Origin of the sequence: Rubritalea tangerina (genome assembly GCF_042683245.1) — a bacterium.
GTDB classification, from domain to species: Bacteria; Verrucomicrobiota; Verrucomicrobiia; order Verrucomicrobiales; family Akkermansiaceae; genus Rubritalea; species Rubritalea tangerina.
This window is the reverse complement of record NZ_JBHUJB010000043.1, coordinates 45,586-72,122: the sequence shown is the minus strand read 5'-3', so window position 1 is coordinate 72,122 and position 26,537 is coordinate 45,586. Positions and strand designations below refer to the sequence as shown.

The window sequence follows — 26,537 nt, the reverse complement described above, 5'->3', positions numbered from 1 at the left end:
ACACACATTCAGAGAAATTTCACATCGAGGAGCCAAGCGAAGTGCCGCTTAACTACGTGCCATTCACTACCGTCCCCTACTTCTTCCAGTTCGCCTTCAACTCAGGCAGCAACATGAGGGAAGCAATCAAAATGCAACTTGCACCGATATAGGCAACCACCTGTGGTCCCAGTGTCTTGGCTATCGCAAATGCCAAGAAAGCTGAGATCACTCCACGCACACCTGTAAAAAAAGTATGCACGCTCATGTATTCCCCCACCTTCTCTGCTGGTGCAAACTTCGTCGTCCACAAACTCCACAACACATTCCCCCCAGCTTTGCCAATCCCGTGCAGCGAAATCCCGATCACTAAGCCCCAAAAACTTGGCACTAAAAAATACACTAACAAGCCAAGGAAAAAGAAGACATTCGTAAGCACTCGAAGCCGATAAAACTCCATCTTGTCGTAAATCGCCCCCCACGCAAAAATCGACACAATGAAAATCGACATCGGCACCGTTGTTGTGATCAAACTCACCTTCTCAGCCCCATAACCAAAGCCGTAGCTCGGATTGGTGATATACTCCACGAATAATGCCATACACAGCAGGTTTCCAAACCCAAGAATCATCCACGATACGATCAACTTGCGAAACACAAGGTCATCGCGCAGGTGGCCAAAGGCATCCAACAACGAGAGCTTTTGCGACTTGCGTAAATACACCCTATTCATAGCCAGGGTACATCCAGCCTTGCCGAGGTTAGCCACGCTAAAAACCCAGAAAAGTGGAGCGTAATCCACACCCTGGTCCAGTAACCAAAGCCCCGCAAAATAGCCAAAGCTGGCAGCTACAGCCGCTCTGATCATCCCAACGGTAGAGAAAAGGCGTCCCCGCACGCGACTCGGGTAATGCTGTCGGTAAATCTGCGCCTGCAGTGGCAAAGCTAGCGTGTGGGATAAACTCGAAACCACCATGCAAACCACAAACAGCACTTGGTTCTGCGCATGCATAGCCACCACCCCATAGCTGATAGCTGAAACCACCCAGCCAAGGGCCGCCGCAACATTCGCTGAAAGCCCCACCCGCCGCACCATCGCAACCGAAAACATGCTCAGGATCATGCCCAGTGCAGGACCCGCTATGATAATCGACTTCGACAGCGTGCCCACGTCGAGCAAGCCGACCGCCACAAACATGGCAAAGGTGCTCGCTACCGTCTCGGAGATGCCCATCGGCACCGAGCGCAATAGGTCGAGGCTAAAGGTGCGCTTCCAGTTCTTTTCTGCGACTTCCTCACTCATACGCGAATACTCGGCACTCTAGCAAATGCTGCCAGTAACCAATGGAAAAATACCGCTACCAATAAGGATGAAAGACCAATGTGCAATACCTGAACAACTGGTAGCACGCCCACTTGCGAAAGCACCAAACCTAATACCATCTGAGCAATCACAATGCCCAAAATCACCTTCTCATGCCAACCAGCACCCCCAACCCTGAAATTGCGGCTCGCGATGTAAAATAAAATGCTCGTGACCAAAACTGCCCAAGAAAAACTGCGATGAACCAAATACATCCATGTCTGCTCGAGCTCAGCTGACCACTCAATCCGCGGCGCGTCGCCGTGGGACTTCTTTAAGGCATCGGTCATTTCTCTAACCTGTGACCCCATAATGCCCTCTAAAATGATGAATAAAAAGGCTACCAGCCCCACCCACTTCAGCTTTCTTCCAAGCTGCGTCACCTTGAGCTTCCACGTTTCCTCACGCCCTAACCACACAATGCCGACTTGCACACAAATCAACAAAACTGCCAGTGCCATATGCGTGGTGATGGTTCCAGGCTTCAAACCTGAATAAACAATCCTGGCTCCCATCCAAGCATTCAATCCCACTAAAAATGTGGCTACAACCGCCAAAATAGGAATCAGTGGCCTCTTCTTCACAAACTTGAATGACAGCACCAGTGTCAGCAACGTAAAAAGCCCAATCGGTAATGAACACAGACGGTTGATGAACTCAGTCCACGTGTGGGTTGGGTTAAACTCCGCCAACACATTCTCACGCGTCACTTCATCAGGATTCCGCCCGTAACGTTCAGCTTTCTCCTTGTAACGCTCAATCGGAAGTGAATCCGCATCAATCTCCTCAACCGAAGTCGGAGGAATATATTGCCCCCAGCACTTAGGCCAATCTGGACATCCCATTCCCGCGCCAGTCGCTCGCACAATCGCCCCCACAAACATCAAAAATAAAGTGAATACCAATGCCGCAAGTGCCACTTTCTGAAAGGTGCTCATGCTGCAGCCATAGCCCAGCAATATTGACTGCACAAGTGATACTTTGTCTTGTTTGATCCTCTATTGTCCAACAAACTCCCGCCCATGCATATTGTCTTCCTCGACGCCTCTACATTGCACAGCGGTGAACTCGATCTCAGCCCCCTCCAGCGCCATGGGACGCTCACGACCTACCCAGTCACCCCGCCCGACCAAGTCGCACAACGCATCCATGATGCCGACATCGTCATCACCAATAAAGCACTCATGAGCGCTGAAACAATTGCCCATGCTCCCAAGCTCAAACTCATTGTCTCCTGCGCCACAGGCGTCAACCAAATCGATCTCGATGCCGCTAAAAGCCACCAAGTCGTCGTATCCAATGTCGCAGGCTATTCAACACCCTCAGTCGCCCAGCACGTCTTCACATTCATCCTCAACTTTGCGACCCAAATCCCCCAATTTAATGCCGAATCCCGCAACTGGCCAAACTTCCCCACCTTCACGAGCCTCGCACACCCATGCTTCGACCTCAGCGGAAAGACACTCGGAATTGCAGGACTCGGTGAAATTGGCGCCGCCACCGCAAAAATTGCGCAATCCTTTGGCATGCACGTACAGGTGCTCGCCCGCGAAGGCTCTAGCAACCAAACCCTCCCAGAACTTCCCAGACTTGAACACGCTCTCTTCTTCAGCAGCTCGGACTTTGTTTCGCTTCACTGCCCACTCACCCCAGCTACCGAGGGAATGATCAATAAAGAATCCCTCAGCCTTATGAAACCCACTGCCTTCCTCGTGAATACTGGCCGTGGCCCCCTTATCCATGAAGCCGACCTCGCTGAGGCACTCAACTCAGGTCAAATCGCCGGTGCCGGACTCGATGTTCTTTCCACCGAACCCCCAGCTGCAGACAACCCCCTCATTCTCTGCAAACACCCTCAACTCAGTATCACCCCACACACCGCCTGGAGTACCATCGAAGCCCGCACGCGCTTGCTCGCCGGAGTCACAAAGAATATTGATTCCTTTGTCGCTGGTAGCCCCAATAACCGCATCGTTTAAACCTTTTTACTATCATGGAAGAAACAGAACTCGTTGACTCACTCGTGCCCGCCGTCGAGGAACAACTCCAATCAAAAGACACCACCTACGTCCGTAAAACCTACCAACGCTTGCTCAAGCTTGATGATATCGACGATGCTCTCGCGCTGCGCATGATCGCTCTCTGCCTCGCTGATGAGTCCAATCGCATGTTCATCGACAAACGAAACTTCGACGAACTACGTTATCAGGAACTCCTCAACGCACTCCCTGACTTACCCGAAGCATAGCCCCATTCTATATTTCCTGCTCTAACGACTTCAAACGTAAGAAAAGCTGGCCAGCAATTTTTTGCTGGGGAACCAGCTCGGTTTTGGCATCTGAAATTAACCTTCGCATGCTCTCGAACATCGGCGTGTAACCGTTGTAATAAGCCCGCACCCTGTCAATGTAGCCCTCGCGCAATGCCTTCCGTAGCGCCGGAACTGCATCCTCCAGCGATTCTGCAAAACTGCGCCTTAACTGCCACCCAGTCTTTCTGCTGTAGATAACACTCATCACTAACAGACCGGTTCCAAGCCCTACAACGCACAAGGGCAGCACGCCCAGCGGCTCACTCCCTAGGTAACCTAACAGCGCTCCCAAACTAATAAAAAAGAGAGCCCACTTCACACACTTGCGCATCACGTGGTACCTGCGCATCACTAACACGTCCAAAAACCTCCTGAGCTTAAGATGCAGCAGGGACTGCCCTACCGCCTTTGACATCCCCTCCACAAATGCCTCCTCCTGTATGTCAAAACTCTCTTCGCTAAAATCCCCCACATCGATCGTGAGCCTATCTTCTAAATGTGGCCGCATCTCCTGCCACTTCTCCCTACATTGCTGACGCATCTTGCCCGATTCTTTCCGCGCATATTCCTCAGCCTCAGCTCGCACACGATCAATCATATATCGTTCGCATTTGCTGGCTGTGTCACCACTCCCAAAAATAGCAAAGTGACTCGCTACCACCCCAGTCCTCAAACTCGTGAAGCGCACAATGCGCTTCACTTGGCTAGCGAGTAACTTGCTGAGCTGGCTCATATTCTGAATCACATGCCTCACCTCTTCCTCGCGCATGCGGTCAATCTGAGCCTCAATCGATTGCAAAAATTCCTGATCTCCAGCTAAACTTCGTGAGCGGTCATCAATATTCTCTTCCGTCCTACCTAACAAAGCATAGCATTGCTTGTACACATTGCGTAACTCACGCCGCCTGTCCACCGAACGGTTCAAGGTCAGGTTCACATATTCAAAACACGCCTGCATGCCTTCATCCGCATGGATGCTTGTCGCAAAGATCGGGAGCGTCCTCTCCACCCGCTTCTCACACAGTTCCTTCATATGCCCCATCAACATCGGCGTATCCGCATCGTCGCGCCGGTCAGCTTGATGAAGCAATAATGCCGACTTCATCGCCGCATGCGCATAATCGCGCTCAACCGAATCCCACGTAGAGGCAGACCACGGGTTTTCTGCAGGAAATAACCAAAATACAAAATCGGCCCCATCCATTAGATAGCGCATCGCTGCCAGCTGATCCTCACTCAGCCTACTATAACCATGTACCTCAACGAGCTCAAACCCCTTGAGCCGGGTCGTATAGTGCTTCTCACAAGGGTCCTCAGCTTTATCAAAAACCCGATAACCTGAATCCCGAATAATCGCCACCGAGGGAGACCCTTGCTCAAGATGAGAAAGCCCCACGCCAGTGAGCTTCTCTAAAAATCGCGTCTTCCCTGCCGCCGTCTCACCAATCACAACAAAGCGATACGGCCGCTTCAAGCTCTCCTCCATGCTCTCCTCAGACTCATCAATAGCCGTCTTGGAACGCTTCGCCAAAGCCCGCGTCAGGCGAATCAAATCAATCAACGCATCGCGCGTCTCTAAGTAGTCCTCCCCCAGCATTCAAACTTAACGTGCAGCCACAGATTTTTGCGCAATCAATTGAGAAACCGTCACAAATTGATACCCTTGCCGCAAGAGCGTGTCGATCGCCTGAGGCATCGCATCTACAGAACTTCCATGCAAATCATGTACCAATAATATCGACCCATTCCGTGTCCCCTTCACCAAACGGTTCGCCACCACACTCGGTCCAGGTTTCTTCCAATCCAATGGGTCCACATCCCACATCACCGTAGGATAACCATACTCACGAAATACCCATTCACGCTGGGATTGGTGCATCGATCCATACGGCGGACGCATCGTCCGTGGCTGAACCCCAGATGCCCTGACAATCGCATCCCTTGTCTTGTCAAATTCCCAGCGGACTTGCGAGTCGCTCAGGGTCTTCAAATTCCTATGTGTCCAGGTATGGTTGCCGATCTCATGGCCCTCATTCACTATCCGTCGGATGATGTCAGGATGGTTGGCAGCACGCTCACCAATCACGTAAAAGGTCGCTTTCACGTTGCGGCGACGCAACATATCCAACAACCTCGGCGTATGCGCAGGATTCGGCCCATCATCAAAGGTCAAGGCTATCAATTTCTGAGAACGCGATCCATGTGTCACCGTCACACGCGATGAGCCTGATATGTCAGATGAAAGACGCATGTCGGGATTCTGTGGTACTGGCCCGCGTGCGCTCACATTCCCATACCCTGGGTTCTTCCCCAATGCAGCCGATGCTGCTGCCTCATCTTTGCCATCTTTGTTGGCACAACTCGCCAAGCCAATGGCAATGGTCAGTACTGAAAGAGATTTCCCAATCGGGCGTAAGAAATGATTCATCATAAAACTATACCTTTCATTAATAGAGATTATATCAGCTGTCACGCATCAACCACAAAAGATTCCCGACGCCCATCTATCATCCTTATCCTGTTGCACTTATCTATCAAATCTATTATATTGAGAGGCTTCTTGACCCCAAGAGCCCCCAATTTATACTCCTAACAACTCGAAGCATATGAAATCTCTCTTAGCTCTCATCGGAATCGCTTTTCTCGTAGTACTCTCCTCTTGCTATCCCACTGACCCATATTACCAAGGTACTTCCAAGTACGGAGGTGACAGCTACCTATCAGGCTTCGACCAAACCCAACCAGGCCAAGCACCCATTACCCACAATGGACAAAATGCACCACGCGGATATTGGGATGGAGACGGCGTCACCGGCTCACCCAAAATTCGCATCAACCTCGACGACCAGCGCGCCTACTACTACAAGGGCAGCACTCTCGTAGGTGTCACTCCCATCTCAACGGGTACGGACGGCCATGGCACCCCACGCGGGAGATTCAAAGTCACACAAAAAGAAGTAGACCATAAGTCTTCTCTCTATGGCGTCATCAAAGATGTCGAAACCGGCCAAACCATTATCAGCGATGCTGACACACGACGCCACCGCGCCAAAAAAGGACAAGTCTTTGTCAACGCCCCGATGCCACATTTCATGCGCTTCAATGGAGCCATTGGCATGCACGCAGGCTTCTTACCTGGCTACCCAGCCTCTCATGGCTGCGTCCGCATGCCTGACCACATGGCTAAGGTCTTCTTCCATAACACCCCGCTCGGCACACCGGTGATCGTAGAGTAATGCTCCCAGATCCCACACATACTAACGAGCTCGATGTAACAAGCTGTCGTGCCCTCCTTCAATCCCCAAAGCCCCCCCTGCTCATTGACTGCCGCGAAGCAAATGAATACGCGTATTGCCGTATCGAAGGCGCAACACTCGTGCCTCTCTCTCAGTTTGCCAGCCTCTGTGAAGCTGAATTTGAGGCACGAAACACTCCAGCAATAATCTACTGCCACCACGGCGTCAGATCACTCAATGCCGTCTTCTACCTCCGCGACCAAGGCTACACGCATACTTTCTCAATGGCTGGCGGAATCGATCAGTGGTCACTCCACATTGATCCCCTTGTCCCACGCTACTAATGGGGTGTCACCATATATAATGGGCATAATTGCGATCGGTAATTTTCCTGATCAATAGGTTTAGAAACATTCCTGAATAGACATTCCTGACTGCCGAAGAACAATGTTGATTAGAAAATATCCCGAGTCTCATGCAAGATGCGACTAACAACACCCATTTCCTCAACCTAATATCAAACAATGATGCTGAGGACTTCTCTGACACCACAGTTCACATAAAGATGCGAACGCTCTCAGCAATGCGCTCCGCTTGCTTCACATGAATCTGTAAGTGGAAGGCAAACATACAATGCCACATATGCGCATCAAATGCCCCAAATAGCGGGTGCTCAGTCCGCGCTGTCCCTCGTAGCGTCTCCATCGACTCCACTGTCCGAATGTGATCCACAATCGAACATTGAAATGAGCGTACTACACATCTATCCGCCTGATCAGATGGCATCACATCACGCTTGATATCAAAGCGTTCTAAAGCCCGACATTCTTCACCTAACACTAACTGGCGAATCCTCGCTGTGATACTCTTGTTCACAATCAAATTGTGGTCTAACAGCATGAAGTACGACCAATGCCGCATGTCCTCATCAATCCCTAGCATCCTCGGCACAGTCACAGAGCGCTTGCCAGCACTCGTCGTCATCCGGTCCGCTAATTTCAAATAAATGTCCTGAGCAGCCAAAATCTGCTCAACCGCTTGCCCCTTGCGCGTAAACTTGAAACGCGTGCGCACCGCTTGTTTGACAAAAAAATGCATCTCTCCTCTGTTGGGGTTTATCCACAACAATCACCTAACAGAAAATAGAATATTCCGTTCAAAGTCAATGACTATCCTCCCTCAAACCAGCTCTGGCTTGGCATTCCAAAATGGCTATTTCATAAATAACGCTCTAACCACCGAGATAGGACATTTCCTTTTTGGCAATGGGAGCCATGCCTTCACTCCGTAGCTCTGAATACCGATCCTCGCGCTGAGACCAGATTTGCGTCACAAATTGCCTCAGAGATGCCTCACCATTACCCTCCCTGACAAGAGTTTTCAGATCGTGCCCAGAAGCGGCAAACAAGCAGGTGTATAATTGCCCCTCAGCAGATAAGCGTAGTCTGTTGCAGTCGCGACAAAACGGCTTACTCACAGAGCTGATAAAACCTACTTCAAAACCATCTCCACCTGAAAGAGTATAGCGTTCTGCAGTCTCGCCTAACAAGGGCTTCGAGACGGCTTCCAAAGCCATCACCTCTCTCAGTGATTCCAATACTTGGTATGAGGGCACCACTTGCTCATGTTTCCAGCCGTTGGTGTTCCCGGTATCCATGAACTCAATATATCGTATGGGAATCTTGCGCGTTCGCGCAAATTCAGCCAAGGCCAAAACCTCTTGGTCATTCACCCCCTTCTGAATCACAGCATTGACCTTCACGCCCAATCCGCATTCCAAGGCAGTATCAATCCCCTCAATCACCCGCTGGGCACGCGCCCCAACCCCGTTCATCTGACCAAAAATTGCCTCGTCAAGCGCATCCAATGACACAGTCACTCGGTGAAGACCAGCCTCCTTCAGCCGCTGGGCATGCCGACCTAACAAGGACGCGTTCGTCGTCATTGCTATGTCCTCCACACCAGCTATGCTTGCTAGCTTCTCCACCAATATCGACAAATCCCTCCGAACCAATGGCTCACCACCAGTCAGTCGCAACTTGCGTACCCCCAATCCCACCAATGCCCTCGCTATCAACTCGATCTCACCAAAACGCAAGATCTCCTCGCGTGGTAAAAAACGATAGTCTGCACCAAAAATCTCAGCCGGCATACAATAGCGACATCGAAAGTTACAACGATCAGTCACCGAGATTCTCAAATCTCTCAAAGGCCGTTGGTATCTGTCCTCCACGCTCATCTTCCTCCACGCTAGTCGCGATTTTAGCAGAAACAAAAGCAAAATCCCATTTTGCTATTGGCAGACTCTGTCATGCGTTCATCTTTCTTTCCAGCACGATCCCTATATGCAGCCACTGATATCACCGCAAGAAGCATTCGATCTGATTCTCAGCACCCTCCCGCAGACTCCTGTCGAGTCTATTCCGCTCTCTCAAGCCTCGAGCCGCGTCTTGCGTGAACCAATCCGCGCTGACAGACCCGTCCCCCCCTTCGATCGTGCCATGATGGATGGAATCGCTATCTGCGCCACCCACACCACCCGCGAATTCGCCGTCATCGGCACCCAAGCAGCAGGCATGCCAGCCCAAGCCCTTCCATCCCCAGAACTTTGCTACGAAATTATGACCGGCGCAGTCCTCCCCACTGGCTGTGATTGCGTGATCCCCATCGAACAAGTCAACATCCTTAATGGTCAGGCCCACGTCGCTGCCGATTACACCTTCAAAGGTGGGGACTTCATCCACTTTAAATCTAGTGACCAAAACAAAGGAAATGCACTGCTAGATTCAGGGGTGGTTCTCGGTGCCCCAGAGCTCGCGGTCGCCGCCAGCGTCGGACACACCCACATTCGAGTCTCCAAACTCCCCAAGATCACCTTGCTCACGACCGGAGACGAACTCGTACCCCCATCTCAAACTCCTTCCCCCTTCCAAATCCGGAGCAGCCACCCAATCGCCATCACACACGCGATACACCAACACCATCTCGGAACAGTCACGCACCATCACCTCGATGATGACTCTGACGCCACCGAGTCCGCCATCGAACGCGCACTCAAGCAAAGCGATCTCATCATTCTTACTGGTGGGGTCTCCAAAGGGAAACTAGATTACGTCGCACCCGCATTACGCACCCTCTGTGGCCCACCAATCTTCCACGGCGTAAGCCAACGTCCCGGTAAACCATTCGCTTACCACGCTAGCCCCCTCCCCGTGTTTGCTCTCCCCGGTAACCCACTCTCCGTCATGGCTTGCCTCGCACGATACATTCTACCAGCCCTACGTATTACTCTGGGCGCCCCACTCGGCACTAGCATACTCTCCTACGCCGGGAAGTTAAACGACTTCCACCTCACTCAATTGATCGCGAGCCGAAGAGAGGACGGAATCCTCTACCCTGCCGCACCTAACAATTCTGGTGACTACTCAGCCATTGCCGGCTGCCATGGAGTCATGGAATTCCCCCCAAACAATGGAATCCCACCCAAGTCACTCACATTCTACCCTTGGTAAATACGCATGTTCCAAATCACAGATTCTACCATTGACCACAACGCCCTTCGTTCTAACACTCTAGATCCCACAGCTGGCGGCTTCTGCAGTTTCGAGGGGTGGGTCAGAAACCACCATGAAGGAAAATCCGTCGATTCTCTAGAATACTCGGCATATAACACGCTCGCAGAAAAAGAAGGGAACAGAATTATTGAAGAAGCTCTGGGTAAGTTTCCCATCGTTCATGCGCACTGCCAGCACCGCGTAGGTCACCTCAAAATTGGCGAAATGGCCGTCTATGTAGCCGTGTCAGCAGCCCACCGTGACGCAGCATTCGAAGCATGCCGCTACATCATCGATCAGACAAAAGCACGTGTCCCAATCTGGAAGAAAGAGCATTACACCGACGGTTCCACAGCCTGGCCACATTGTGCTAAATGCGCAAAAGGTATTCCCCATCAGCATTAGTGCAGCCAATGCTCCCACTCGGCTATAGGGTATTATTCCGCCCCTAACGAAATGCGGATCACATGCGGGTCTTCTTGCTTCTTGAATAAGACAGATTTTTTCTTCTGCTCGCCATCAAGCCCTTTCCACACCATTTCCACGGCACCTTCTAACTCACTGTGGAAAGTTAAATACGCGTTATTATCGTCCGTCGGCTTGGGTGTCGTCCCTGAAAAGAACATCTTGCCATCCATATAAAATTCTACCTTGGTTGCCACACGATCCTCTCCGGATCGTGCCTCTACCCTCACTTCTGTCCCCGCCTCCACAGCTTGCTCTTTTGCGTAACGCTCAGTGACTAGAACTGCCGGAACGTCTCTCGAATCTATGTTCCAGACCATGGGAAATGCCTTACCAGTTTTCTTCCAAGAACTCGCATAGATGCTGTGCTCTGGCTTCGTAGAATCAGCCAATGCCGCATCTGCAGCGAACCAAGCGTGGTCCAAGCCCTTACTATCAAGATAATACTCAGTGTAATGCCATTGCTGGTCATCCTCTAACCATACCTCTACCCAGTTGTGGTTTCCTCGTTTAGTCGTCCACGCTGGGATGCCAGCCACACGTGCTGGGATGCCAACAGAGCGAAAGGCATCTACCAACAAAATGGATAAGCCCGTGCAGCTTGCCAACCCACTCTCCATCGATTCGCTTGGGCTCTGGTTCGGCTTCTTCCTCTTCGTGCTATAAACAACACCAACATTGTCTTTAATCGCTCGGTTAATCAGTAAAATTGCCTCCCTCTGGGTCTTGGCTTCCCCAACCACAGCTTTGAAGCGAGCGTAAAAGTCTGGCCTCCACGACTCTCGCGTCTCGTCTAAAATCGCATAAGGCAACACATCATTCAAAAATAGCTCCTCAGGCACCCGCTGTGCCCACGAAAACTCAGCACGCGCCCTCAAAGCATAGTCTATGTTCTCCTTCCAAAGCTTCTGAAATTTGGCGTCCTCGACTCGACTACGATCGCCCGCTGGCATGTGCTCCCTTAAAAAAACCTCCGCAACCTCACGTTCCTGAGCCCCCTCAGCCAGCACCGCACACACACTCATTCTTCCAATAAGCGGCACCATAATATACCTCAGCTTGCCAGCCAGCCAGTGCTTCAATCGATCGAACATACGACAACAAGGCAAAGAAATCGCCACCTGTCCAATCAATACCTTGTGTGGTGTCAGCTAAGTAATGGACATGATTGCGAAAGGTCATTTTCCTGATCAATATGGCTAGAGGCAGTGCTGAATAGGCATTCCGGACTGCCGAAGAACAAAGTTGATCAGAAAATAACACGAGCCTCGTGAATGGAACGACTAACAGAAGCCAATTCCTCAACCTAATACCAAACAAAGATGTCTAGAACTTAGCTGACACCACACTAGCCCCCCACACACATCAATAGCGCTCCAAGCTCTCAGCTAACTCCCTCCGTACCGCATTTACCCAATGCGCAGGAGATACGGCCTTCGCTTTACTCCCCCAACTCAACATCAATTGCGTGACCTCCTTTAAATTTTCCAATTGCATCGTGACCTCCACCACACCTCCATCAACATCAAGCCATTTTACCTTTTGGCTTGGGTGCCAAAGCCTCTCCTGCACCAAGCGAGCCACCCATCCATCAACATGAATGACCACCCCCTCCGCCGCTTTTCCTGAGGATCCATTCCCCCAAACTCCTAGACTCCCCCCTAGATAGTCCCCCACATTGAAGTCAGCCGGTCTCTCAAACTGAGCTTTCAGCACCCTCACCCCCACCATCCGCTGCAAAGCAAAGGTCCTTAAGCCCTCTCTCTCAATGTCGTAGCCAATCACATACCACCCACCACTAATCTCACCGACATGATAGGGGCGCATCCTCCGCGACTGAGACGTCTTGTCCTTAAGGCTGCGATACCGAAAACTCACCTCATTTTGCTGGATAACAGCCTCAGCTAAACGACCAAAAAGAGTCAAATCAGCCTCCACTACTCCCCCATTCCTCACCGTAAATGCCTCCTCAATGGCATCCCAACGCATGCTGACCTTCCCATCCAACTGCCGACTTAACTTCTCAAACGCCGGCTGCAACACCTCTGCGAGCTTCGTGCCCTGCATCCCCCCCATAGCACTGCGTGCCAAAAATAAAGCCGCTAGATCCTCAACTTGTAAATCCACTAAGGGAAATTGTTCCACCTCTCCCTGAAACTCATACCCATGCAGCCTCTGGTTGTAATGCAACTCTATCCCCATTTGATCACGCATGTACGTAATGTCCCTCTGAACCGTCTTAGGCTGCACTTCGAATTCTTCTGCTAGACTCCGACAATTCGGATAACGCCCCGCCTTCACCGCCTCAAAAATCTTCATCATCCGTATCGTTGCCGTCCTGCCGCCTCCGAAACTACTCATGCCTATTCCCCTACCACAGCCATGCCTCCAACTCACTCACAAAGAAATTTTAAAGGGTGGCACACAAAATGTCCCACCCCTCACTCCATCTTTAAATGCATGATCAAAACACAACACATCGCCAACTTTATCATCAAACTCCTCCCTGAAGAAAAAGCCTCACTTGCTGCCCACACCGCACCCTCAAAAAAACAAATCAAACAATGGCTCGATGACCCACGTCTCCCAATCCAAGAAACCATCGACCCCACCCTATCAGAACTAATCCAAGCCAAACAAAATGACCAATCCGTAGCCTTCTACTATTTCGGTGGATCCAGCCCCAGACAACTTCGTAAAATCACTGTCGAAAACATCTTCCGCACCCGGAAGTCCCCACATGCCTATGTCAGTGGCTTCTGCCACCTGCGCCGTGAGCAGCGCATCTTTAGAGCCGATAAACTCGCCCTCGCCTAAATCCCACCACTATTATACTCCTTTAACACTCCAAACACCCTAAATTCAGTGTTGGCATTCCTACGGAAAGCGTTAGCTTAACGGCATGCAAAATGCAGTCGCTCTTTCCCTCGCCACCATCACAGCCATCTGTGTGGGCTTCACATCCTGTAGCAACCCGAACGAGAAAATCCAACTCGCCTCCGGCCAAGTCGGTAGAGCTAACCCAGAACTCACCGCCCAACTCTACAGCCAAGCGCGCGCCTACGAAAACCAAGGCAATATCAAAAAAGCGATCAAAACCTACGGTAACCTCGCCGGAGATTACCCAATGGCTAACGAAGCTGCCGATGCCCGCATCCGTGAAGCTGAACTCCTCTACTCCCAGGGTGAACTCATGCAGGCATTCGAAAAATACCAATACTTTATCACCCAATACCGCGGTACTTCCCAGTACGATAAAGCCATCGTCCGACAAGCAGAAGTCGCTCACGCCGCCTCCACCGGCCAAATCACCAATAGCTTTATCGGACTCAAATCAGATATCCCACGTACCAAAGTCGAAAAAATGTTCATCCAAGTGCGCGATAACGCACCATTCGGCCCCACCGCCCCACGCGCCCAATTCGGCCTCGGTGAAATGTGGGAACGCGACAAAAATACCGCCAAGGCAATTAAAGCCTACGAAGATCTCTACGTAAAATACCCGAAATCAAAATACGCCCCTGAAGCACTCTACCGAGTCGGTAACCTCTTACTCAACCAAACCGAAAAAGGTAACAGAAACCGTGGTAACCTCGATACCGCTAATACCACATTTACCGACCTCACCTTGCTCTACCCAAACACAAAACAAGCAAAAAGCGCTAAACAAAAACTCAAGCAAATTGCACAAGCTGACGTCCAGAGAAGCTTCAGTATCGCCGAATTCTACGAGAATAAAAAACAATACCCCTCAGCCGCTTTCTATTACAACGAAGTCATCCGTAATACAAAATCCGGCTCCCAACTTCATAATCAGGCCAAACAGCGCCTCGCTGCAATCTCACAGTAGTTAGATAGATGATACGGTTTCTCCTAGCAGCTCTCATCAGCACCTTCGCTCTCACCTCGTGTGCTGGCTATAAACTTGGGAATTCTAAACCCAGTGAACTCAGCACTATAAACACTATCGCAGTTCCTCTCTTTAAAAATAAAACCCAAGAACAGCGCCTCGCCAGCCTCGTAACCAACTCCATGGTCGACACCATCGGTCGAGATGGCACATACCGTGTCACCGACGCCCAACAGGCCGATGCCACCCTCCTCGGAACTATCAATACCGTGCGCTATAATGAGCGCAGATTCGACCGGTTCGATTCCCTACGAGCCTCAGAAATGTACATGTACATCGTCGTCGACTGGAAACTCGTCGGACCACAAAATGAAATCCTCGCCTCAGGACAAGCATCGGGTCGCACGAACTTCACCATCGAGGCAAACCAACAAACATCACGTGCTAACGCCTTCCCTGATGCTGCTAAAGCGACTACTGAACTCATTATGCAACGGATCGCCAACGGATTCTAACAATGGTTAGCTTTGTCCCAACACCTATTGGTAACCGAGGCGATATCACTCGAAGAGCAGTGGAAGTCCTCCAAGAAGCCGACCTCATTACCTGTGAAGACACACGCCACTCTCGGCCGCTCTTAGAACACCTAGGTGTCTCTAAGCCACTGATGGCACTCCACGATCATAACGAAGCCCAGAAAACCCCTGAGCTCGTAGAAAAAGCCAAACTAGGTACAAAAATTGCCGTCATCTCTGATGCTGGGATGCCAGCTATCTCTGACCCTGGATACCGACTCATGCAGGCCTGCATCGAGCATGAACTCGATTACACCGTCCTACCCGGCCCCTCTGCCGTGCTCACAGCCCTCGTCGGCTCCGGCTTCCCACTCCATGCCTTCTTTTTTGGTGGCTTCCTCCCAGTTAAAAAAGGGAAGCGTGCAAAGGCCTTGTTAGAATCCTGCGAGGCTCCACACACCTCCATCTTCTTCGAGTCCCCTCACCGACTCCTCTCTACCCTCGAAATCCTCAATAACCAAGCCCCGGATCAACGACTCTGTGTCGCCCGCGAACTCACCAAGAAGTTTGAAACCTACCACCGTGGATCATCCAGCGAACTCTTTGCGCATTTTTCCACGCACAAGGCGAAAGGCGAAATCGTTCTCCTCATCGCCCCTAGCGCCTGATTCCCTCATTCATGCTTAGCTTTTCTACATGCTGGAATAATGCTCGCCACCAATGTGGAGAAAAAGTTATCGATGAAATCGTCGAACTCGGCTTCCGCAACATCGAGCTCAGCCACGGCATGATGATCACAAAGTTGCCCGGGATTCTCGAAGCCTACAAGAAAGGTAAATTTAATTGCTGTGGCGTGCATAACTACTTCCCCTCGCCGGTCGAAGTCATGATCGACGCCCCCGACGCCTACGAATACACCTCTCACAGGCCCTTCGACCGCAAACGTGCCATGGATCTCACCCTTAAATCCCTGGAAATGGCATCCCGCTTTGAAGCCGATTATATGGTCCTACACATGGGCTCAGTCCCCATGAACCCAAAACGTTGGACAAACAAACTCACCGACTTCGTCAAACAAGAAAAGCACGAGGAAAAACGCTTCCTGCGCCGTAAAGAAAAGTTTATCAAAAAACGCGCTAAAGTCGGCACCACCTATTACTCACGTGCCATCGAAGCACTCGAAGAAATTGCCGAAAAAGCAACTGAACTTGGAGTCAAACTCGCCGTCGAGTCGCGCTCACGCTACGAAGACATGCCCACAGAGACTGAAATGCTCGCCCTCCAAGAACATTTCAAAGACAACCCCATCATCGGGTATTGGCACGACTTCGGCCACGTCCAACTCAAACATAACATCCACTTGCTCAAGCACGATGAATGGCTCGCGAGCATGCAGCCATACCTCATAGGCGCACATGTGCATGACGTCTATTGGCCAGACCGCGACCACCGCGTACCACTCACCGGAGAAATCGATTTCGATCAACTCCTCCAGTACTTTACCCCAGAGATGCCCTACACTTGGGAACTCAGCCCCACACGCTCAGCGGATGATATTCGCCAAGCCCTTGTCCAGTGGAAGCAACGCTTCCCTGAAACTCTTACAGAATAACGCTTGTGGCAGATTGGAAAAAATGGGCACTCGGTGACTTCACCTTGAAACGACTCCTAAAGTCAATCATCTCAATTTACGTCATCCTACTCATACTGGCCGTCAGCCTTGGAGATTTCCTCATCTTCCCATCTCCTCGCCCACAGTATGACGACACCCTACCTCATCTAAAGCTTCTCCCACCCACCGAAGACAGCGAAGCGATAGCTTACTATCATCTTCCAGCTAAACCTAACATGCCAACCTTGCTCTGGTCACATGGCAATGCTGAAGACATAGGCAGCATCCGCCCGCTCCTCGATATCCTCCATAATCAAGGACTCGGCATACTCACATACGACTACCCAGGGTATGGGTTGAGCCCAGGAAACACGAGTGACCGCTCCTGCTACCAAGCAATTGAAAGAGCCTACCAAAAACTTACCGATGACCTTAAAGTCCCACCTTCATCCATCATTATTGTTGGCCAATCAGTCGGCTCTGGCCCCTCCTGCTACATTGCCGAAAAGCAGCAAACCGCCGGCCTCATCTTGATCTCCCCCATTTCTAGCATCTACCGAGTTGCCTTTGGCTTTCGCCCCTTCCCTCGCGATCGCTTCCCCAATATTGATCGCATCAAACATATCCATTCCCCACTCATGGTCATTCACGGAGAAGCCGACACAATCGTGACTCCCGATCATGGCATGGCTCTGGCCGCTGCCCACCCCGGAGAAACACAACTAGAGATCCTTCATGCACGTGGTCACAACGACATCGTGGGGAGAGACCTCGATGAAACAAATACCTACATTGCCTTGATCCGTGACTTTGCCCTCCTCCATGCTACCTCATCCCACTGAGCACTCTGCTAGACAGAAACTATCTCTGTTCCAAAAAAGTCACGCATGACTTGTCGGTAGACATCTAACTTAAAGTCAGGCAACCACTCTTCATCAAATTCCTCAGGCCTCACCCAGTCATAGTCACTGAACTCAGGGTTATTATCACCTAGATCTACCTCCGGTGCTGACTTCTTTAGCTTACACAAAAAATACGTCTGCTTCTGCCCATCGTGCTTCTTTTTCTGCCGCACCTTCGGTGGGTACAGGTACTTGTAGCCATCCTTTTGGTCGATCACCTTATAATACTTGGACTCTAACCCAACTTCCTCCCACACTTCACGATGCAATGCCTCTATAAAGCTCTCCCCTTTATCCACTCCCCCTTGCGGAAATTGCCACGCACGCGCATTGTTCTTGCGCTCACAAATCAGAATTTCTCCCTCCCGATTCAGGATAATCGCAGCTACATTGTCGCGGTACTTTGGCATCGCGCATGTTCTCTCAGTATCCTCATGAAATGTAAACGCTCATTTTAGCCAATTCTCCTGTAACCAATATTGCCATATCCACTTAGTACCTTGTAGAAAAGCACCCAACATGAAAAGCATCCTACCAATCCTCACTCTCGGCGTTTTCGCACTTACACCTCTGAGCCATATCCACGCTCAGAATAATAACAACCGCAACGATAACGTCACCGACCAATCTTCAGCTCCCCGCTTCTGGGAAGCCAATCTGCCCGGTGGCCAATACATGGTCTCACTCGCTCGTATCTCCTCAATCAGCATGAGCACGTACCACGTCAAAGGCATGGTCGTCCACGAAGTCGATATCGAAACCATGGGCTCCGCACTCGCACGCTTCTACGCCATCGAAGTCGCCGGTGAAAGCAATGGATCCAATGTTGCCTCTAACCTCATCGACCGCGCGAAAGATATCGGCCGTGAAGCCGGGGAAAAAGCAGGTGTCGATCCAGACACTACCGTCACCAAAGAATACCCAATCACAACCCACGCCAAAACTGTCGAATTCCGTGTCGTCGATAAAGCCGACCTCAAGGAAATCTACAAATCCGTCAGCAAAGCGTGGCGCGAGAATCGAGGCCGCAAAATCACAATCAAGTGATCCCTCTACTCTAGGCGGTGTGGACACATTGATTCGTTAGGAGATGAGAGATGACTTCAGAACTGGCCAGGCGGTGAGTGAGAAGTCCCGCACGCGCGGGATGACGCAATTACCAAGGCAGTGAGTTGCCAAATCAGCCTCAAAGCACGAAATTTACCTACATAGCTCGGCGATAAAGCCGTGAGCACCATTTTTCAGCCCCTTAAAACACAAAAACCAGAGCGCATTCTAACACGCTCTGGTTTTCTCGTTTTAAATGCTTGGTATTAAGCGTCGCCCAAATCTAATTCTTGGTTTTTCGGTGCTCGAACCACTCGGTCAACCGCATGCTTCGTCACCAAGTTACCGCGGACCCCACGCCCCTTGATGGCAATGTCCTCAAACTTGAACGGTCGAGCTAAGTTGCGCAGACGCAATTGAGCCTTCAAATGTACCAGCACAACATTGTCATTGGATTCAGCTTCTGAATCGTGAATCGCAAAATACAAAATGCGTGTGCCCTTAGTAGCCGTTGCTAGATCGTATTCCTTATCGCGAGTGACTCCTCCTATCTTAAAGCGCTTCGCCCTCACGGGACCGTCTCGCCCTTCACGATAAATGATAGAGTAGATTTTTACCTCATCCTTACGGAACACAGCAATGTGCTGAGGACGCTTGCCAACGAAGAGCTTCTCAGCAACCTTCATGACCTTCATCTTACCATCAGTGCCGATCACAATGATATCATCGAGCTCTGAACACTTCTCCAAGGCCTCTTCTTTCTTCAGGCCGTATCCAGCAAAACCATTCTTGCGGTCAATGTACAAGGTCTCATTAGCCACCACCACTTGCGTACGGTCCACTTTCTCGAAGCTTGAGATCTCGGTCTTGCGCTCGCGTCCCTTACCATACTTCTTCTGTAAATTCTTGAAGTAAGAAATCGTGTAGCGCGTCAAATTACGAAGGTTCTTCTCGACCTCAGCAATGGAGTCCTCCAGCGCCTTGAGCGCCTCATCTGCCTTCGCACTGTCAAACTTCGTCATGCGCAAAAATGGCAACTTAGAGAGTTTAACAATGTCATCTTCCACCACTTCTCGCTGAAGCAATTTCTTGAATGGAGTCAACCCCTTATCAATCACCTTGATCACCTCCTCCATGCTCTTACAATCTTTCATCTTCAGATAGATCTCATTCTCAATGAAGATCTTCTCTAACGAGCTGAAATGCCACTTATCGTTGAGCTCACCTAACTTGATTTCAAGCTCCTGCTGAATCAAATCCTTGGTGTGGAACGCACTATGCTTGAGGATATCATGTACCCCCATGAACTGTGGCTTCCCATCAACAATCACACAGGCATTGCCAGAAATGCTCACTTCACAATCCGTGAATGCATACAGAGCATCACGCACAATCTCCGGATCTGCTCCAGTTGGTAGATGCACCAAAATCTCGGCATGAGCTGCCGTGTTATCCACCACCTTCGCGATCTTAATCTTCCCCTTCTCGTTGGCAGCAACAATGTTGTCCATCAAACCACCCGTTGTCGTACCATAAGGTACCTCAGTAATTCGCAACAACTTCTTGCTCTCAATCTCTACCCTAGCCCGTACTCGAACCTTACCACCACGCAAACCTTCACGGTAATCACTCGCATCCATGATGCCCCCCGTTAAAAAATCAGGAAAGATCTCTATCGCCTCCTTGCGAAGCACTGCAATACATGCATCCAACAACTCGTTGAAGTTGTGCGGCAAGATCTTACATGCCAAACCAACCGCAATCCCCTCTACCCCCTGCGCTAAGAGCAATGGGAACTTTACCGGCAAAAATACAGGCTCCTGGTTACGACCATCATAACTCGGTGTCCATTCCGTCGTCTTAGGATTGAAGGTAATCTCCTTCGCAAAGGGTGTTAGGCGTGCCTCAATGTATCGTGGTGCCGCAGCCCTATCCCCCGTCAACACATTCCCCCAGTTACCTTGGGTATCAATCAATAAATCCTTCTGGCCCAAACCAACCATGGCGTCACCAATCGATGCATCACCATGTGGGTGATACTTCATCGTATTCCCTACCACATTGGCCACCTTGTTATAGCGCCCGTCATCCAACTCATTGAGTGAATGTAAAATCCTGCGCTGCACAGGCTTTAACCCATCTTCCACATACGGTACCGCACGCTCCAAGATCACGTAACTCGCGTAATCTAGGAAATAATCCGAGTACATGTCCCGTAAACTCACCTCTGCTGGCATTTCATCCTGACTCATAAATTAATTAAGATCACTTAATCTCAACAAGCCAAGCCCAAGCGTCAAGGCGATTCGCTTCTCGCCTTTGCTTCCCCCTTTTCCCCAAAATCCCGCACTACCAATATCGACGCAAAGCTCTGGTCCAGCCTATCCCCAGCCACAGGAGTCAACACCCCTGAAATCGCCCCGTCTAGATAGAGGGCCGACTCACAGCCTAGGGTATCGCGCATATACATAGCGGTTCGATACAAGTTAAGCGGTTCAGAAAAGTAAGCCACACAAACAGCACCATTCGACTTCACGCCGATCGCATTCCTGGTGAAGGCATTCTTTGATGAAACTCGAAATGAAGGATGGATTTGACCTCGATCCAACAATAGAGGGCCCGATTGAATCGCTAAATTAAGCGACGCTAGATCTCTCGTAAATTGGCTACTCTCAACAATGAACGCATTTCCACCCTCGAGATAAAATACTCCATTCGGCTTGAGATAAAAATTTCCCTCACCTTCGTCGAGATTCAATGGCGTAACTAGTTCACCATCGTAGCACAAACCAAGTGGGTGATGGTTTCCGTCAAAAATCCCCCCATTCGTCGCTATAACAAGATTTTCAACTGAAACCTCTCTCAAACAATCGATGCCGTCTCGTTTCGAAACATATAGGGATACATCTACCTCACTGGGCTGAAAGCATGCACTCACAACTCCTGAGACAAGCAATGCCTCCACCTCTGATTTTTTTGATTGCGAACAAGATAGAGTACAAACAAGCAAGGACAGCATCAGCCCCCCCATCAAAGCTCTAGTCACCCCATGCAATCGACTAAGCACCACTCAAGACCTTCTGCACATCCGCTTCGATCTGAGCCTTCAATTCCTCCACAGAATGAAACTTTTGCTCAGTACGAATAAACCTCACAAATCGTGCTTCAATGACTTGATCATACAAATCCCCGTCATAATGAAACACATGCACCTCTAGTAGCCTTCTCGCCCCCTCATATTCCACAGTAGGACGCCTCCCGAGGTTGCCAATAGCTCTATATCGCTTCCCCTCAATGATAGCTTCCAGCTCCCACACTCCATCTGGCGGTAACTGCTCATTGTGAGCCACGACATTGGCGGTAGGGTACCCGAGTTGACGTGCCAACTGGCGACCACGCTCGACAGTCCCTTCAACCGTGTAATCTCTCCCTAACATTTCACGCGCGGCATCGAGATTGCCATCCCTCACTGCCTGCCTGATCCGTGTGCTGCTGACTCTCTCACCCGCTACCATCACAGGCGGTGCCGCATCGACAACAAAACCTAATGACTCCCCCCATTCCCTCAGCCTTTGGACATTGCCACCACGTGCTTTTCCAAAAACCCAATCCTCACCGACTGCTATGCGTTTGAGCGCCCCCGTAGAATCAGCTAAGTCTTGAATAAAATCAAAGGCCTCTCGCTTCGCAAAATCTAACGTAAATTCCTGCACACAGAGAAAATCCACCCCCAAATCAGCCAGTAAACGTGCCTTGTGCTCAATTGAGGCCAAAATCCTCCTCGGTGCACGCTCGGGCGCAAGCACTCTTATCGGATGTGGCTCAAATGTCACCACACCAGCTAAGCCACCCTCACGCCGCACACCTTCCACCGCGTGCCGAATTACCTCTTGATGCCCCACATGAACCCCATCAAAAACTCCCAGCGCTAAATGCACGGGAGCACCTAACTCCGCTAACTCTGAAAGTTGATGATAGACAATCATGCTTCTCCTCTCGATCTAACTTAACATCTCGGCAATTTCGTCGAGCTTGATCATCTTATCAATAATCTCCTGCCGCGAGGCCACCTTGAGATCCTCAGTCTTAATCGCCCGACTCAAGTCAAACTTCCCAGAACGTGTGCGTCGCAATGCGATCAAGTGTGCCCCACATCCTAATTGCTGGCCAATGTCATGCGCATAAGTGCGCACGTAAAAACCCTTTGTACAATGCACAGTGAAATCCACTTCAGGCAATCCAACCCGATGGATTTGATAGTCCATCACACGTACTGCGCGTGGCTTACGCTCCACCGTCTTGCCCTGCCGTGCCAGCTTATACAGTGGCACACCATTCTTTTTAATAGCTGAGACCATCGGCGGAATCTGTTCAAAATCTCCCACGAAATGCTCAAATCCTTCTTTAATCTCAACATCACTATATGCGGGAACCTCACGCACCTCCTCGATGTCACTCTCCTTATCCTGAGACCCTGTCGTCTCACCTAATTTGAGCGATCCATCATAGACCTTATCTTCAGACATCAATCGGTCTTGCAACTTTGTCGCTTTGCCAATCACTAACATCATCACACCAGTCGCCATAGGATCCAATGTCCCACAGTGACCAATCTTCTTGAAATTCAGTTGGCGTCGCGTGATCGCTACCAGATCATGCGAAGTCATCCCTGAATCCTTATCCACCACCAACACCCCGCTGGGAACTTCTTCAATCATCGCTTCCATTGATTTATTCTCACTAACAAGCGTCCACTCTCTTGCGTAACTCAGCAAGAACCGCATCGCGAATACCGTCTAGCGTCCCTTCAGCTCGGATGCCCGCAGCCAGTGTGTGCCCACCACCACCAAACAACTTGGCCACCTCACACACGTCAATCGAAGGATTCTTTGAACGCATGCTCACACGAATCGTTCCATCCTTCAGTTCCTCAAAAAATACAGCAACTTCAACCCCCTCAATCGCACGAATCATATCAATCAAGCCCTCACTATCCTCTGGCTTCAATTGCAATTCTTCCTTCGTCGCATACACAAGTTGCCAATCCGCAATCCGTCCATCCTCAGCCATCACCAAGGTATTCAATAAACGACGAGTCAATTCAACGCGGCGATACGGGTGAGAATCATAGGTCTTGGCATTGATCTCCCCCACATTGAGACCACGACGTACCAGATCAGCTGCCATCTCATAGGTTGCTACGGTCGTGCCACTGTATTGGAATGACCCTGTGTCTGTGGAAACCGCCACATAGATCGCATCACGCGTCACCTCACTCAAAGGCAATCCCTCAGCAGTAATGAAATCATACAAAATCTGTCCAGTCGCCGGCGAACCCGAATCAATGTAATTCAAATCACCATACCCAGGGTTCGATTTGTGGTGGTCCATATTGATCCACAACTTAGCCTGTGACGCAGCTTTGAGGGCATTGTCACCTAATCGAGGCTTATTGGCACAGTCTAACGCAATCGCCACATCGACATCCAACACCTCTCCCTGCGGCTGCGTAATACGCTCAGAATGCGGAAGAAACGCTAAATTCTCAGGCAAGCCATCCTCGTTGTAGTAATAGACAGTCTTGCCCATTTCCTCCAATGCGTGCCCTAATGCTAATTGAGAGCCAATAGCATCACCGTCAGGCCGTACGTGACTCATGATGATGAAAGATGCATGCTCACGGAGAGCTTGGGCGATTTCTGAAAAGGTACTGTTACTCATGGGAAATTCTTGTCTGAAGTTCGCGATTGTCTCCAGCTTCCCCTAGCAAGCAAGCCAAAGCAGCCTCATTCTTCTCATTTCCTCCACTTCGCCAGCACCCGCTCCCGGTCCGCCTTCTTTAAACCTTGTACCACCAGCTCATAGGAATGCTCAATCATGCGCTGTAACAATGCCACCTCCAGTGAGCCATCCAACACAACCGTATTCCAATGCCGCTTGTTCATATGCCATCCAGGCTCAACAGCATCATGCGCATCCCGCAACTCCAGCGCCCAATCGGGATCACACTTCAAATTCATGCTCACCGGATGCCTCCCCGGATCCGTCACCGCAAACATTTTCCCAGCGACCTTATACACCAAGGCATCAGGCCCAAATGGCGTCACCTCCTCCACCTCAGGTAAACCCATACAATATTCTATCATCTCAGCTAAATCCACACTCTCACTCATACCCCATCCTAACTTTATTGACCAGTCTCCAATATCTCAGTTCCACACACACACACTAAACTCATTCTCTATCAACCCACTACCATCCACATGCACCGGCACCCACACCTATCCCACAATCCAGCCAAAAGCATGCCTCATTTTCTGCTTGAGATCAGGGACATTCAGAAGACTATAACAAGTATTATTCTTCTACATCTGGTGTCGCCTACACGCACTCTGGTCGTCTGAAAAATACTATAATCAAGTAACCAAACTCAATGAAAACACAAAACATCTACCTCCTACCAACCATCAGCCTTGTTGCTCTCAGCCCACTGATGGCCCAAGACAACGGCGTCGATACTAAAGCGGCCAACTTCAAAGAAGGCAAATTCACCGATTACCTCGAACTTGCCGAAAAAGCCATCGAAGCAAATGCCGACGACCTCCCAGAAGATGTCAAAGCACAGGACCTCTTCAACGCTCTCGGCCTCGGTAACATTTCTAAGTACGCTCAATCCTCTACCCCTCAAGGAACTGAATGGATCAACAAAATCCACCTCAACAATGGCGGTGACAACCAAGGCGCCCTCAAGCTCCTTCTTGATACCAAACATAAGGGCCTATCAGTCCCTAACATGGCTCCAGCTGGATCCGATCTCGCCCTCCAGCTCAGCTTGAACCTCTCTAACCTAGAGCCTCTTGTCAGCAGTGTCATGGCTAAAGCCGCTACTGATGAAGACAAAGCAGACTTCAAAGCTCAAATGGAAAGCCCCGTCCCAATGATGGAAATGACTACCTCCGAGCTACTCCAAAAACTCGACCTCCGCCTCAACCTCGTCATCGACCTCGACGAAAATGAAAAACTCCCTACCCCAGTCGGTGAGTTCAATAAACCACATATCGTCGGCCGCATCGACGGCGCAGCCTGGACATGGGCAAAAGTTGGAGCTCAAGCCATCGGCGGCACCGGCCTTCCATTCCAAAAAGCTGAAGCCAACGGCGTCACCACCTACACATTGCCTGCCGAAATGAGCGCTAACTTCATGGGATACTCACCTGTGATTTCAGTGGATAAAAATAAAGACCAAATCTGGGTTGCTAGCTCCCCAGAATTCCTCAAGAAAAGCAGTAGCGGACAAAATACTCTCGCTCAAAGCGAAGACTATAAGAAAACAATGGAAGGCCTACCTAAAGACGGTGTCTCCATGACCTACGTCTCCAAAGGCTTCGCTAACTTCCTCTTCAATGCCCTCGGTGAACTCAAAACCAAAGGCATGCTCGACGAAGCTGGTGATGAAGCAAATGAACAGATTGACCTCGCTCTTGCACAGCTCAATAAAGTGCAAACCGGTATGGCCCAAGTCATCTCCACAGACGCTAACGGCATCCTCCTTTCAGAGCGTAATGTCAAAAATATTGAAGAACAAATGAAAGAAGGCCTCAAGCTTCTCGAAACGAAGTAACTGGCCCCCTCTCATCCCCTCCCATTCTATTGCGCCTAGCAGCTCCAGCTGCTAGGCCTTTTTTATACCCCACTATAATCCC

General features: G+C 50.4%; 29 protein-coding genes. 14 read left to right on the top strand and 15 right to left on the bottom strand.

Annotated elements, in window-relative coordinates; all coding sequences use genetic code 11:
* Positions 1–76 precede the first annotated feature (76 nt).
* Positions 77–1,282, bottom strand: a complete 1,206-nt coding sequence (locus ACFSW8_RS10605) for an MFS transporter (RefSeq protein WP_377090794.1) — start codon at positions 1,280–1,282, stop codon at positions 77–79.
* Complete coding sequence (locus ACFSW8_RS10600) at positions 1,279–2,280, bottom strand: COX15/CtaA family protein (protein ID WP_377178196.1); 1,002 nt, start codon at positions 2,278–2,280, stop codon at positions 1,279–1,281. Before ACFSW8_RS10600 ends, ACFSW8_RS10605 begins: the two co-directional genes overlap by 4 nt.
* 84 nt (positions 2,281–2,364) lie before the next feature.
* On the opposite strand from ACFSW8_RS10600, the gene ACFSW8_RS10595 reads away from it, so the two are divergent.
* Positions 2,365–3,321, top strand: coding sequence for a D-2-hydroxyacid dehydrogenase (locus tag ACFSW8_RS10595; protein WP_377178194.1), 957 nt, complete (start codon positions 2,365–2,367; stop codon positions 3,319–3,321).
* A gap of 14 nt (positions 3,322–3,335) precedes the next feature.
* Positions 3,336–3,590 (top strand): hypothetical protein, encoded by a 255-nt coding sequence (locus tag ACFSW8_RS10590; protein WP_377085586.1) that lies wholly within the window; start codon positions 3,336–3,338, stop codon positions 3,588–3,590.
* Between the two features lie 7 nt (positions 3,591–3,597).
* Here the strand turns inward: ACFSW8_RS10590 and ACFSW8_RS10585 are convergent, their stop codons facing one another.
* Positions 3,598–5,250, bottom strand: a complete 1,653-nt coding sequence (locus ACFSW8_RS10585) for a GTPase domain-containing protein (RefSeq protein ID WP_377085584.1) — start codon at positions 5,248–5,250, stop codon at positions 3,598–3,600.
* 6 nt (positions 5,251–5,256) lie between these two features.
* On the bottom strand, positions 5,257–6,084 hold the full coding sequence (locus ACFSW8_RS10580; protein WP_377085582.1) for a polysaccharide deacetylase family protein: 828 nt from the start codon (positions 6,082–6,084) through the stop codon (positions 5,257–5,259).
* A 175-nt stretch (positions 6,085–6,259) separates the two neighbouring features.
* Here ACFSW8_RS10580 and ACFSW8_RS10575 point away from each other — a divergent pair, with 175 nt between their 5' ends.
* Both ACFSW8_RS10575 and ACFSW8_RS10570 read left to right on the top strand, forming a co-directional pair.
* Positions 6,260–6,889: a L,D-transpeptidase family protein gene (locus ACFSW8_RS10575; RefSeq protein WP_377085581.1), complete on the top strand. Its 630-nt coding sequence runs from the start codon at positions 6,260–6,262 to the stop codon at positions 6,887–6,889.
* Positions 6,889–7,233 (top strand): rhodanese-like domain-containing protein, encoded by a 345-nt coding sequence (locus tag ACFSW8_RS10570; protein ID WP_377085580.1) that lies wholly within the window; start codon positions 6,889–6,891, stop codon positions 7,231–7,233. Before ACFSW8_RS10575 ends, ACFSW8_RS10570 begins: the two co-directional genes overlap by 1 nt.
* A 211-nt stretch (positions 7,234–7,444) precedes the next feature.
* On the opposite strand, the gene ACFSW8_RS10565 is transcribed toward ACFSW8_RS10570, so the two are convergent.
* Together ACFSW8_RS10565 and moaA are read right to left on the bottom strand one after the other, a co-directional pair.
* A complete protein-coding gene (locus tag ACFSW8_RS10565) occupies positions 7,445–7,987 on the bottom strand; it encodes a hypothetical protein (protein WP_377178192.1) in 543 nt (180 codons plus the stop codon).
* Positions 7,988–8,120: 133 nt separating this feature from the next.
* On the bottom strand, positions 8,121–9,128 hold the full coding sequence (gene moaA / locus ACFSW8_RS10560; RefSeq protein WP_377178190.1) for a GTP 3',8-cyclase MoaA: 1,008 nt from the start codon (positions 9,126–9,128) through the stop codon (positions 8,121–8,123).
* Positions 9,129–9,234: 106 nt separating this feature from the next.
* On the opposite strand from moaA, the gene ACFSW8_RS10555 reads away from it, so the two are divergent.
* A complete protein-coding gene (locus ACFSW8_RS10555; protein ID WP_377085571.1) occupies positions 9,235–10,401 on the top strand; it encodes a molybdopterin molybdotransferase MoeA in 1,167 nt (388 codons plus the stop codon).
* Positions 10,402–10,407: 6 nt separating this feature from the next.
* Entirely contained in the window at positions 10,408–10,848 is a 441-nt protein-coding gene (locus tag ACFSW8_RS10550; protein WP_377085570.1) for a molybdenum cofactor biosynthesis protein MoaE, read from the top strand.
* A 32-nt stretch (positions 10,849–10,880) separates the two neighbouring features.
* Here ACFSW8_RS10550 and ACFSW8_RS10545 read toward each other — a convergent pair whose 3' ends face one another.
* Both ACFSW8_RS10545 and ACFSW8_RS10540 read right to left on the bottom strand, forming a co-directional pair.
* A complete protein-coding gene (locus tag ACFSW8_RS10545) occupies positions 10,881–12,002 on the bottom strand; it encodes a transglutaminase-like domain-containing protein (protein ID WP_377178188.1) in 1,122 nt (373 codons plus the stop codon).
* A 271-nt stretch (positions 12,003–12,273) separates the two neighbouring features.
* Entirely contained in the window at positions 12,274–13,269 is a 996-nt protein-coding gene (locus ACFSW8_RS10540; protein ID WP_377085566.1) for a helix-turn-helix transcriptional regulator, read from the bottom strand.
* Between the two features lie 99 nt (positions 13,270–13,368).
* Here ACFSW8_RS10540 and ACFSW8_RS10535 point away from each other — a divergent pair, with 99 nt between their 5' ends.
* From ACFSW8_RS10535 to ACFSW8_RS10510, 6 genes are all read left to right on the top strand, one after another.
* Positions 13,369–13,725 (top strand): WYL domain-containing protein, encoded by a 357-nt coding sequence (locus ACFSW8_RS10535; protein WP_377178186.1) that lies wholly within the window; start codon positions 13,369–13,371, stop codon positions 13,723–13,725.
* Between the two features lie 85 nt (positions 13,726–13,810).
* Entirely contained in the window at positions 13,811–14,758 is a 948-nt protein-coding gene (bamD, locus tag ACFSW8_RS10530) for an outer membrane protein assembly factor BamD (protein ID WP_377085563.1), read from the top strand.
* 8 nt (positions 14,759–14,766) lie between these two features.
* Entirely contained in the window at positions 14,767–15,273 is a 507-nt protein-coding gene (gene lptE / locus ACFSW8_RS10525; protein WP_377085561.1) for an LPS assembly lipoprotein LptE, read from the top strand.
* Between the two features lie 2 nt (positions 15,274–15,275).
* On the top strand, positions 15,276–15,941 hold the full coding sequence (gene rsmI / locus ACFSW8_RS10520; RefSeq protein ID WP_377178184.1) for a 16S rRNA (cytidine(1402)-2'-O)-methyltransferase: 666 nt from the start codon (positions 15,276–15,278) through the stop codon (positions 15,939–15,941).
* An 11-nt stretch (positions 15,942–15,952) separates the two neighbouring features.
* On the top strand, positions 15,953–16,885 hold the full coding sequence (locus ACFSW8_RS10515) for a sugar phosphate isomerase/epimerase family protein (protein ID WP_377085559.1): 933 nt from the start codon (positions 15,953–15,955) through the stop codon (positions 16,883–16,885).
* A 5-nt stretch (positions 16,886–16,890) separates the two neighbouring features.
* A complete protein-coding gene (locus ACFSW8_RS10510; RefSeq protein WP_377085557.1) occupies positions 16,891–17,727 on the top strand; it encodes an alpha/beta hydrolase in 837 nt (278 codons plus the stop codon).
* 8 nt (positions 17,728–17,735) lie between these two features.
* Here ACFSW8_RS10510 and ACFSW8_RS10505 read toward each other — a convergent pair whose 3' ends face one another.
* Entirely contained in the window at positions 17,736–18,197 is a 462-nt protein-coding gene (locus tag ACFSW8_RS10505) for an RNA pyrophosphohydrolase (RefSeq protein ID WP_377085555.1), read from the bottom strand.
* 109 nt (positions 18,198–18,306) lie between these two features.
* Here ACFSW8_RS10505 and ACFSW8_RS10500 point away from each other — a divergent pair, with 109 nt between their 5' ends.
* The gene (locus ACFSW8_RS10500; protein WP_377085554.1) at positions 18,307–18,834 is read left to right on the top strand and encodes a hypothetical protein; all 528 of its coding nucleotides are present in this window, start codon (positions 18,307–18,309) and stop codon (positions 18,832–18,834) included.
* Positions 18,835–19,100: 266 nt separating this feature from the next.
* Here ACFSW8_RS10500 and ACFSW8_RS10495 read toward each other — a convergent pair whose 3' ends face one another.
* The 6 genes from ACFSW8_RS10495 to ACFSW8_RS10470 all read right to left on the bottom strand — a co-directional run bounded on the left by ACFSW8_RS10495 (position 19,101) and on the right by ACFSW8_RS10470 (position 25,007).
* Positions 19,101–21,086: a DNA gyrase/topoisomerase IV subunit A gene (locus ACFSW8_RS10495; RefSeq protein WP_377090795.1), complete on the bottom strand. Its 1,986-nt coding sequence runs from the start codon at positions 21,084–21,086 to the stop codon at positions 19,101–19,103.
* A gap of 44 nt (positions 21,087–21,130) precedes the next feature.
* Positions 21,131–21,772, bottom strand: a complete 642-nt coding sequence (locus ACFSW8_RS10490; protein WP_377178182.1) for a phosphodiester glycosidase family protein — start codon at positions 21,770–21,772, stop codon at positions 21,131–21,133.
* A 121-nt stretch (positions 21,773–21,893) separates the two neighbouring features.
* Entirely contained in the window at positions 21,894–22,820 is a 927-nt protein-coding gene (locus ACFSW8_RS10485; RefSeq protein WP_377090797.1) for a bifunctional riboflavin kinase/FAD synthetase, read from the bottom strand.
* A gap of 15 nt (positions 22,821–22,835) precedes the next feature.
* Entirely contained in the window at positions 22,836–23,561 is a 726-nt protein-coding gene (truB, locus tag ACFSW8_RS10480) for a tRNA pseudouridine(55) synthase TruB (RefSeq protein WP_377178180.1), read from the bottom strand.
* 13 nt (positions 23,562–23,574) lie between these two features.
* Positions 23,575–24,555 carry a DHH family phosphoesterase gene (locus tag ACFSW8_RS10475; RefSeq protein ID WP_377090798.1) on the bottom strand — a complete coding sequence of 327 codons (981 nt, stop codon included), beginning with the start codon at positions 24,553–24,555 and terminating at the stop codon, positions 23,575–23,577.
* 74 nt (positions 24,556–24,629) lie between these two features.
* Positions 24,630–25,007 carry an MmcQ/YjbR family DNA-binding protein gene (locus tag ACFSW8_RS10470; RefSeq protein WP_377090799.1) on the bottom strand — a complete coding sequence of 126 codons (378 nt, stop codon included), beginning with the start codon at positions 25,005–25,007 and terminating at the stop codon, positions 24,630–24,632.
* A gap of 260 nt (positions 25,008–25,267) precedes the next feature.
* Here ACFSW8_RS10470 and ACFSW8_RS10465 point away from each other — a divergent pair, with 260 nt between their 5' ends.
* Positions 25,268–26,455, top strand: a complete 1,188-nt coding sequence (locus ACFSW8_RS10465) for a hypothetical protein (protein ID WP_377090801.1) — start codon at positions 25,268–25,270, stop codon at positions 26,453–26,455.
* The last annotated feature ends 82 nt before the right edge of the window (positions 26,456–26,537 follow it).

What these genes read in the sequence shown, in the direction of transcription:
- ACFSW8_RS10605 (WP_377090794.1), bottom strand. Translation starts at nt 1,282, where the DNA reads ATGAGTGAGGAAGTCGCAGAAAAGAACTGGAAGCGCACCTTTAGCCTC.
- ACFSW8_RS10600 (WP_377178196.1), bottom strand. Translation starts at nt 2,280, where the DNA reads ATGAGCACCTTTCAGAAAGTGGCACTTGCGGCATTGGTATTCACTTTA.
- ACFSW8_RS10595 (WP_377178194.1), top strand. Translation starts at nt 2,365, where the DNA reads ATGCATATTGTCTTCCTCGACGCCTCTACATTGCACAGCGGTGAACTC.
- ACFSW8_RS10590 (WP_377085586.1), top strand. Translation starts at nt 3,336, where the DNA reads ATGGAAGAAACAGAACTCGTTGACTCACTCGTGCCCGCCGTCGAGGAA.
- ACFSW8_RS10585 (WP_377085584.1), bottom strand. Translation starts at nt 5,250, where the DNA reads ATGCTGGGGGAGGACTACTTAGAGACGCGCGATGCGTTGATTGATTTG.
- ACFSW8_RS10580 (WP_377085582.1), bottom strand. Translation starts at nt 6,084, where the DNA reads ATGATGAATCATTTCTTACGCCCGATTGGGAAATCTCTTTCAGTACTG.
- ACFSW8_RS10575 (WP_377085581.1), top strand. Translation starts at nt 6,260, where the DNA reads ATGAAATCTCTCTTAGCTCTCATCGGAATCGCTTTTCTCGTAGTACTC.
- ACFSW8_RS10570 (WP_377085580.1), top strand. Translation starts at nt 6,889, where the DNA reads ATGCTCCCAGATCCCACACATACTAACGAGCTCGATGTAACAAGCTGT.
- ACFSW8_RS10565 (WP_377178192.1), bottom strand. Translation starts at nt 7,987, where the DNA reads ATGCATTTTTTTGTCAAACAAGCGGTGCGCACGCGTTTCAAGTTTACG.
- moaA (WP_377178190.1), bottom strand. Translation starts at nt 9,128, where the DNA reads ATGAGCGTGGAGGACAGATACCAACGGCCTTTGAGAGATTTGAGAATC.
- ACFSW8_RS10555 (WP_377085571.1), top strand. Translation starts at nt 9,235, where the DNA reads ATGCAGCCACTGATATCACCGCAAGAAGCATTCGATCTGATTCTCAGC.
- ACFSW8_RS10550 (WP_377085570.1), top strand. Translation starts at nt 10,408, where the DNA reads ATGTTCCAAATCACAGATTCTACCATTGACCACAACGCCCTTCGTTCT.
- ACFSW8_RS10545 (WP_377178188.1), bottom strand. Translation starts at nt 12,002, where the DNA reads ATGTTCGATCGATTGAAGCACTGGCTGGCTGGCAAGCTGAGGTATATT.
- ACFSW8_RS10540 (WP_377085566.1), bottom strand. Translation starts at nt 13,269, where the DNA reads ATGAGTAGTTTCGGAGGCGGCAGGACGGCAACGATACGGATGATGAAG.
- ACFSW8_RS10535 (WP_377178186.1), top strand. Translation starts at nt 13,369, where the DNA reads ATGATCAAAACACAACACATCGCCAACTTTATCATCAAACTCCTCCCT.
- bamD (WP_377085563.1), top strand. Translation starts at nt 13,811, where the DNA reads ATGCAAAATGCAGTCGCTCTTTCCCTCGCCACCATCACAGCCATCTGT.
- lptE (WP_377085561.1), top strand. Translation starts at nt 14,767, where the DNA reads ATGATACGGTTTCTCCTAGCAGCTCTCATCAGCACCTTCGCTCTCACC.
- rsmI (WP_377178184.1), top strand. Translation starts at nt 15,276, where the DNA reads ATGGTTAGCTTTGTCCCAACACCTATTGGTAACCGAGGCGATATCACT.
- ACFSW8_RS10515 (WP_377085559.1), top strand. Translation starts at nt 15,953, where the DNA reads ATGCTTAGCTTTTCTACATGCTGGAATAATGCTCGCCACCAATGTGGA.
- ACFSW8_RS10505 (WP_377085555.1), bottom strand. Translation starts at nt 18,197, where the DNA reads ATGCCAAAGTACCGCGACAATGTAGCTGCGATTATCCTGAATCGGGAG.
- ACFSW8_RS10500 (WP_377085554.1), top strand. Translation starts at nt 18,307, where the DNA reads ATGAAAAGCATCCTACCAATCCTCACTCTCGGCGTTTTCGCACTTACA.
- ACFSW8_RS10495 (WP_377090795.1), bottom strand. Translation starts at nt 21,086, where the DNA reads ATGAGTCAGGATGAAATGCCAGCAGAGGTGAGTTTACGGGACATGTAC.
- ACFSW8_RS10485 (WP_377090797.1), bottom strand. Translation starts at nt 22,820, where the DNA reads ATGATTGTCTATCATCAACTTTCAGAGTTAGCGGAGTTAGGTGCTCCC.
- truB (WP_377178180.1), bottom strand. Translation starts at nt 23,561, where the DNA reads ATGGAAGCGATGATTGAAGAAGTTCCCAGCGGGGTGTTGGTGGTGGAT.
- ACFSW8_RS10475 (WP_377090798.1), bottom strand. Translation starts at nt 24,555, where the DNA reads ATGAGTAACAGTACCTTTTCAGAAATCGCCCAAGCTCTCCGTGAGCAT.
- ACFSW8_RS10470 (WP_377090799.1), bottom strand. Translation starts at nt 25,007, where the DNA reads ATGAGTGAGAGTGTGGATTTAGCTGAGATGATAGAATATTGTATGGGT.
- ACFSW8_RS10465 (WP_377090801.1), top strand. Translation starts at nt 25,268, where the DNA reads ATGAAAACACAAAACATCTACCTCCTACCAACCATCAGCCTTGTTGCT.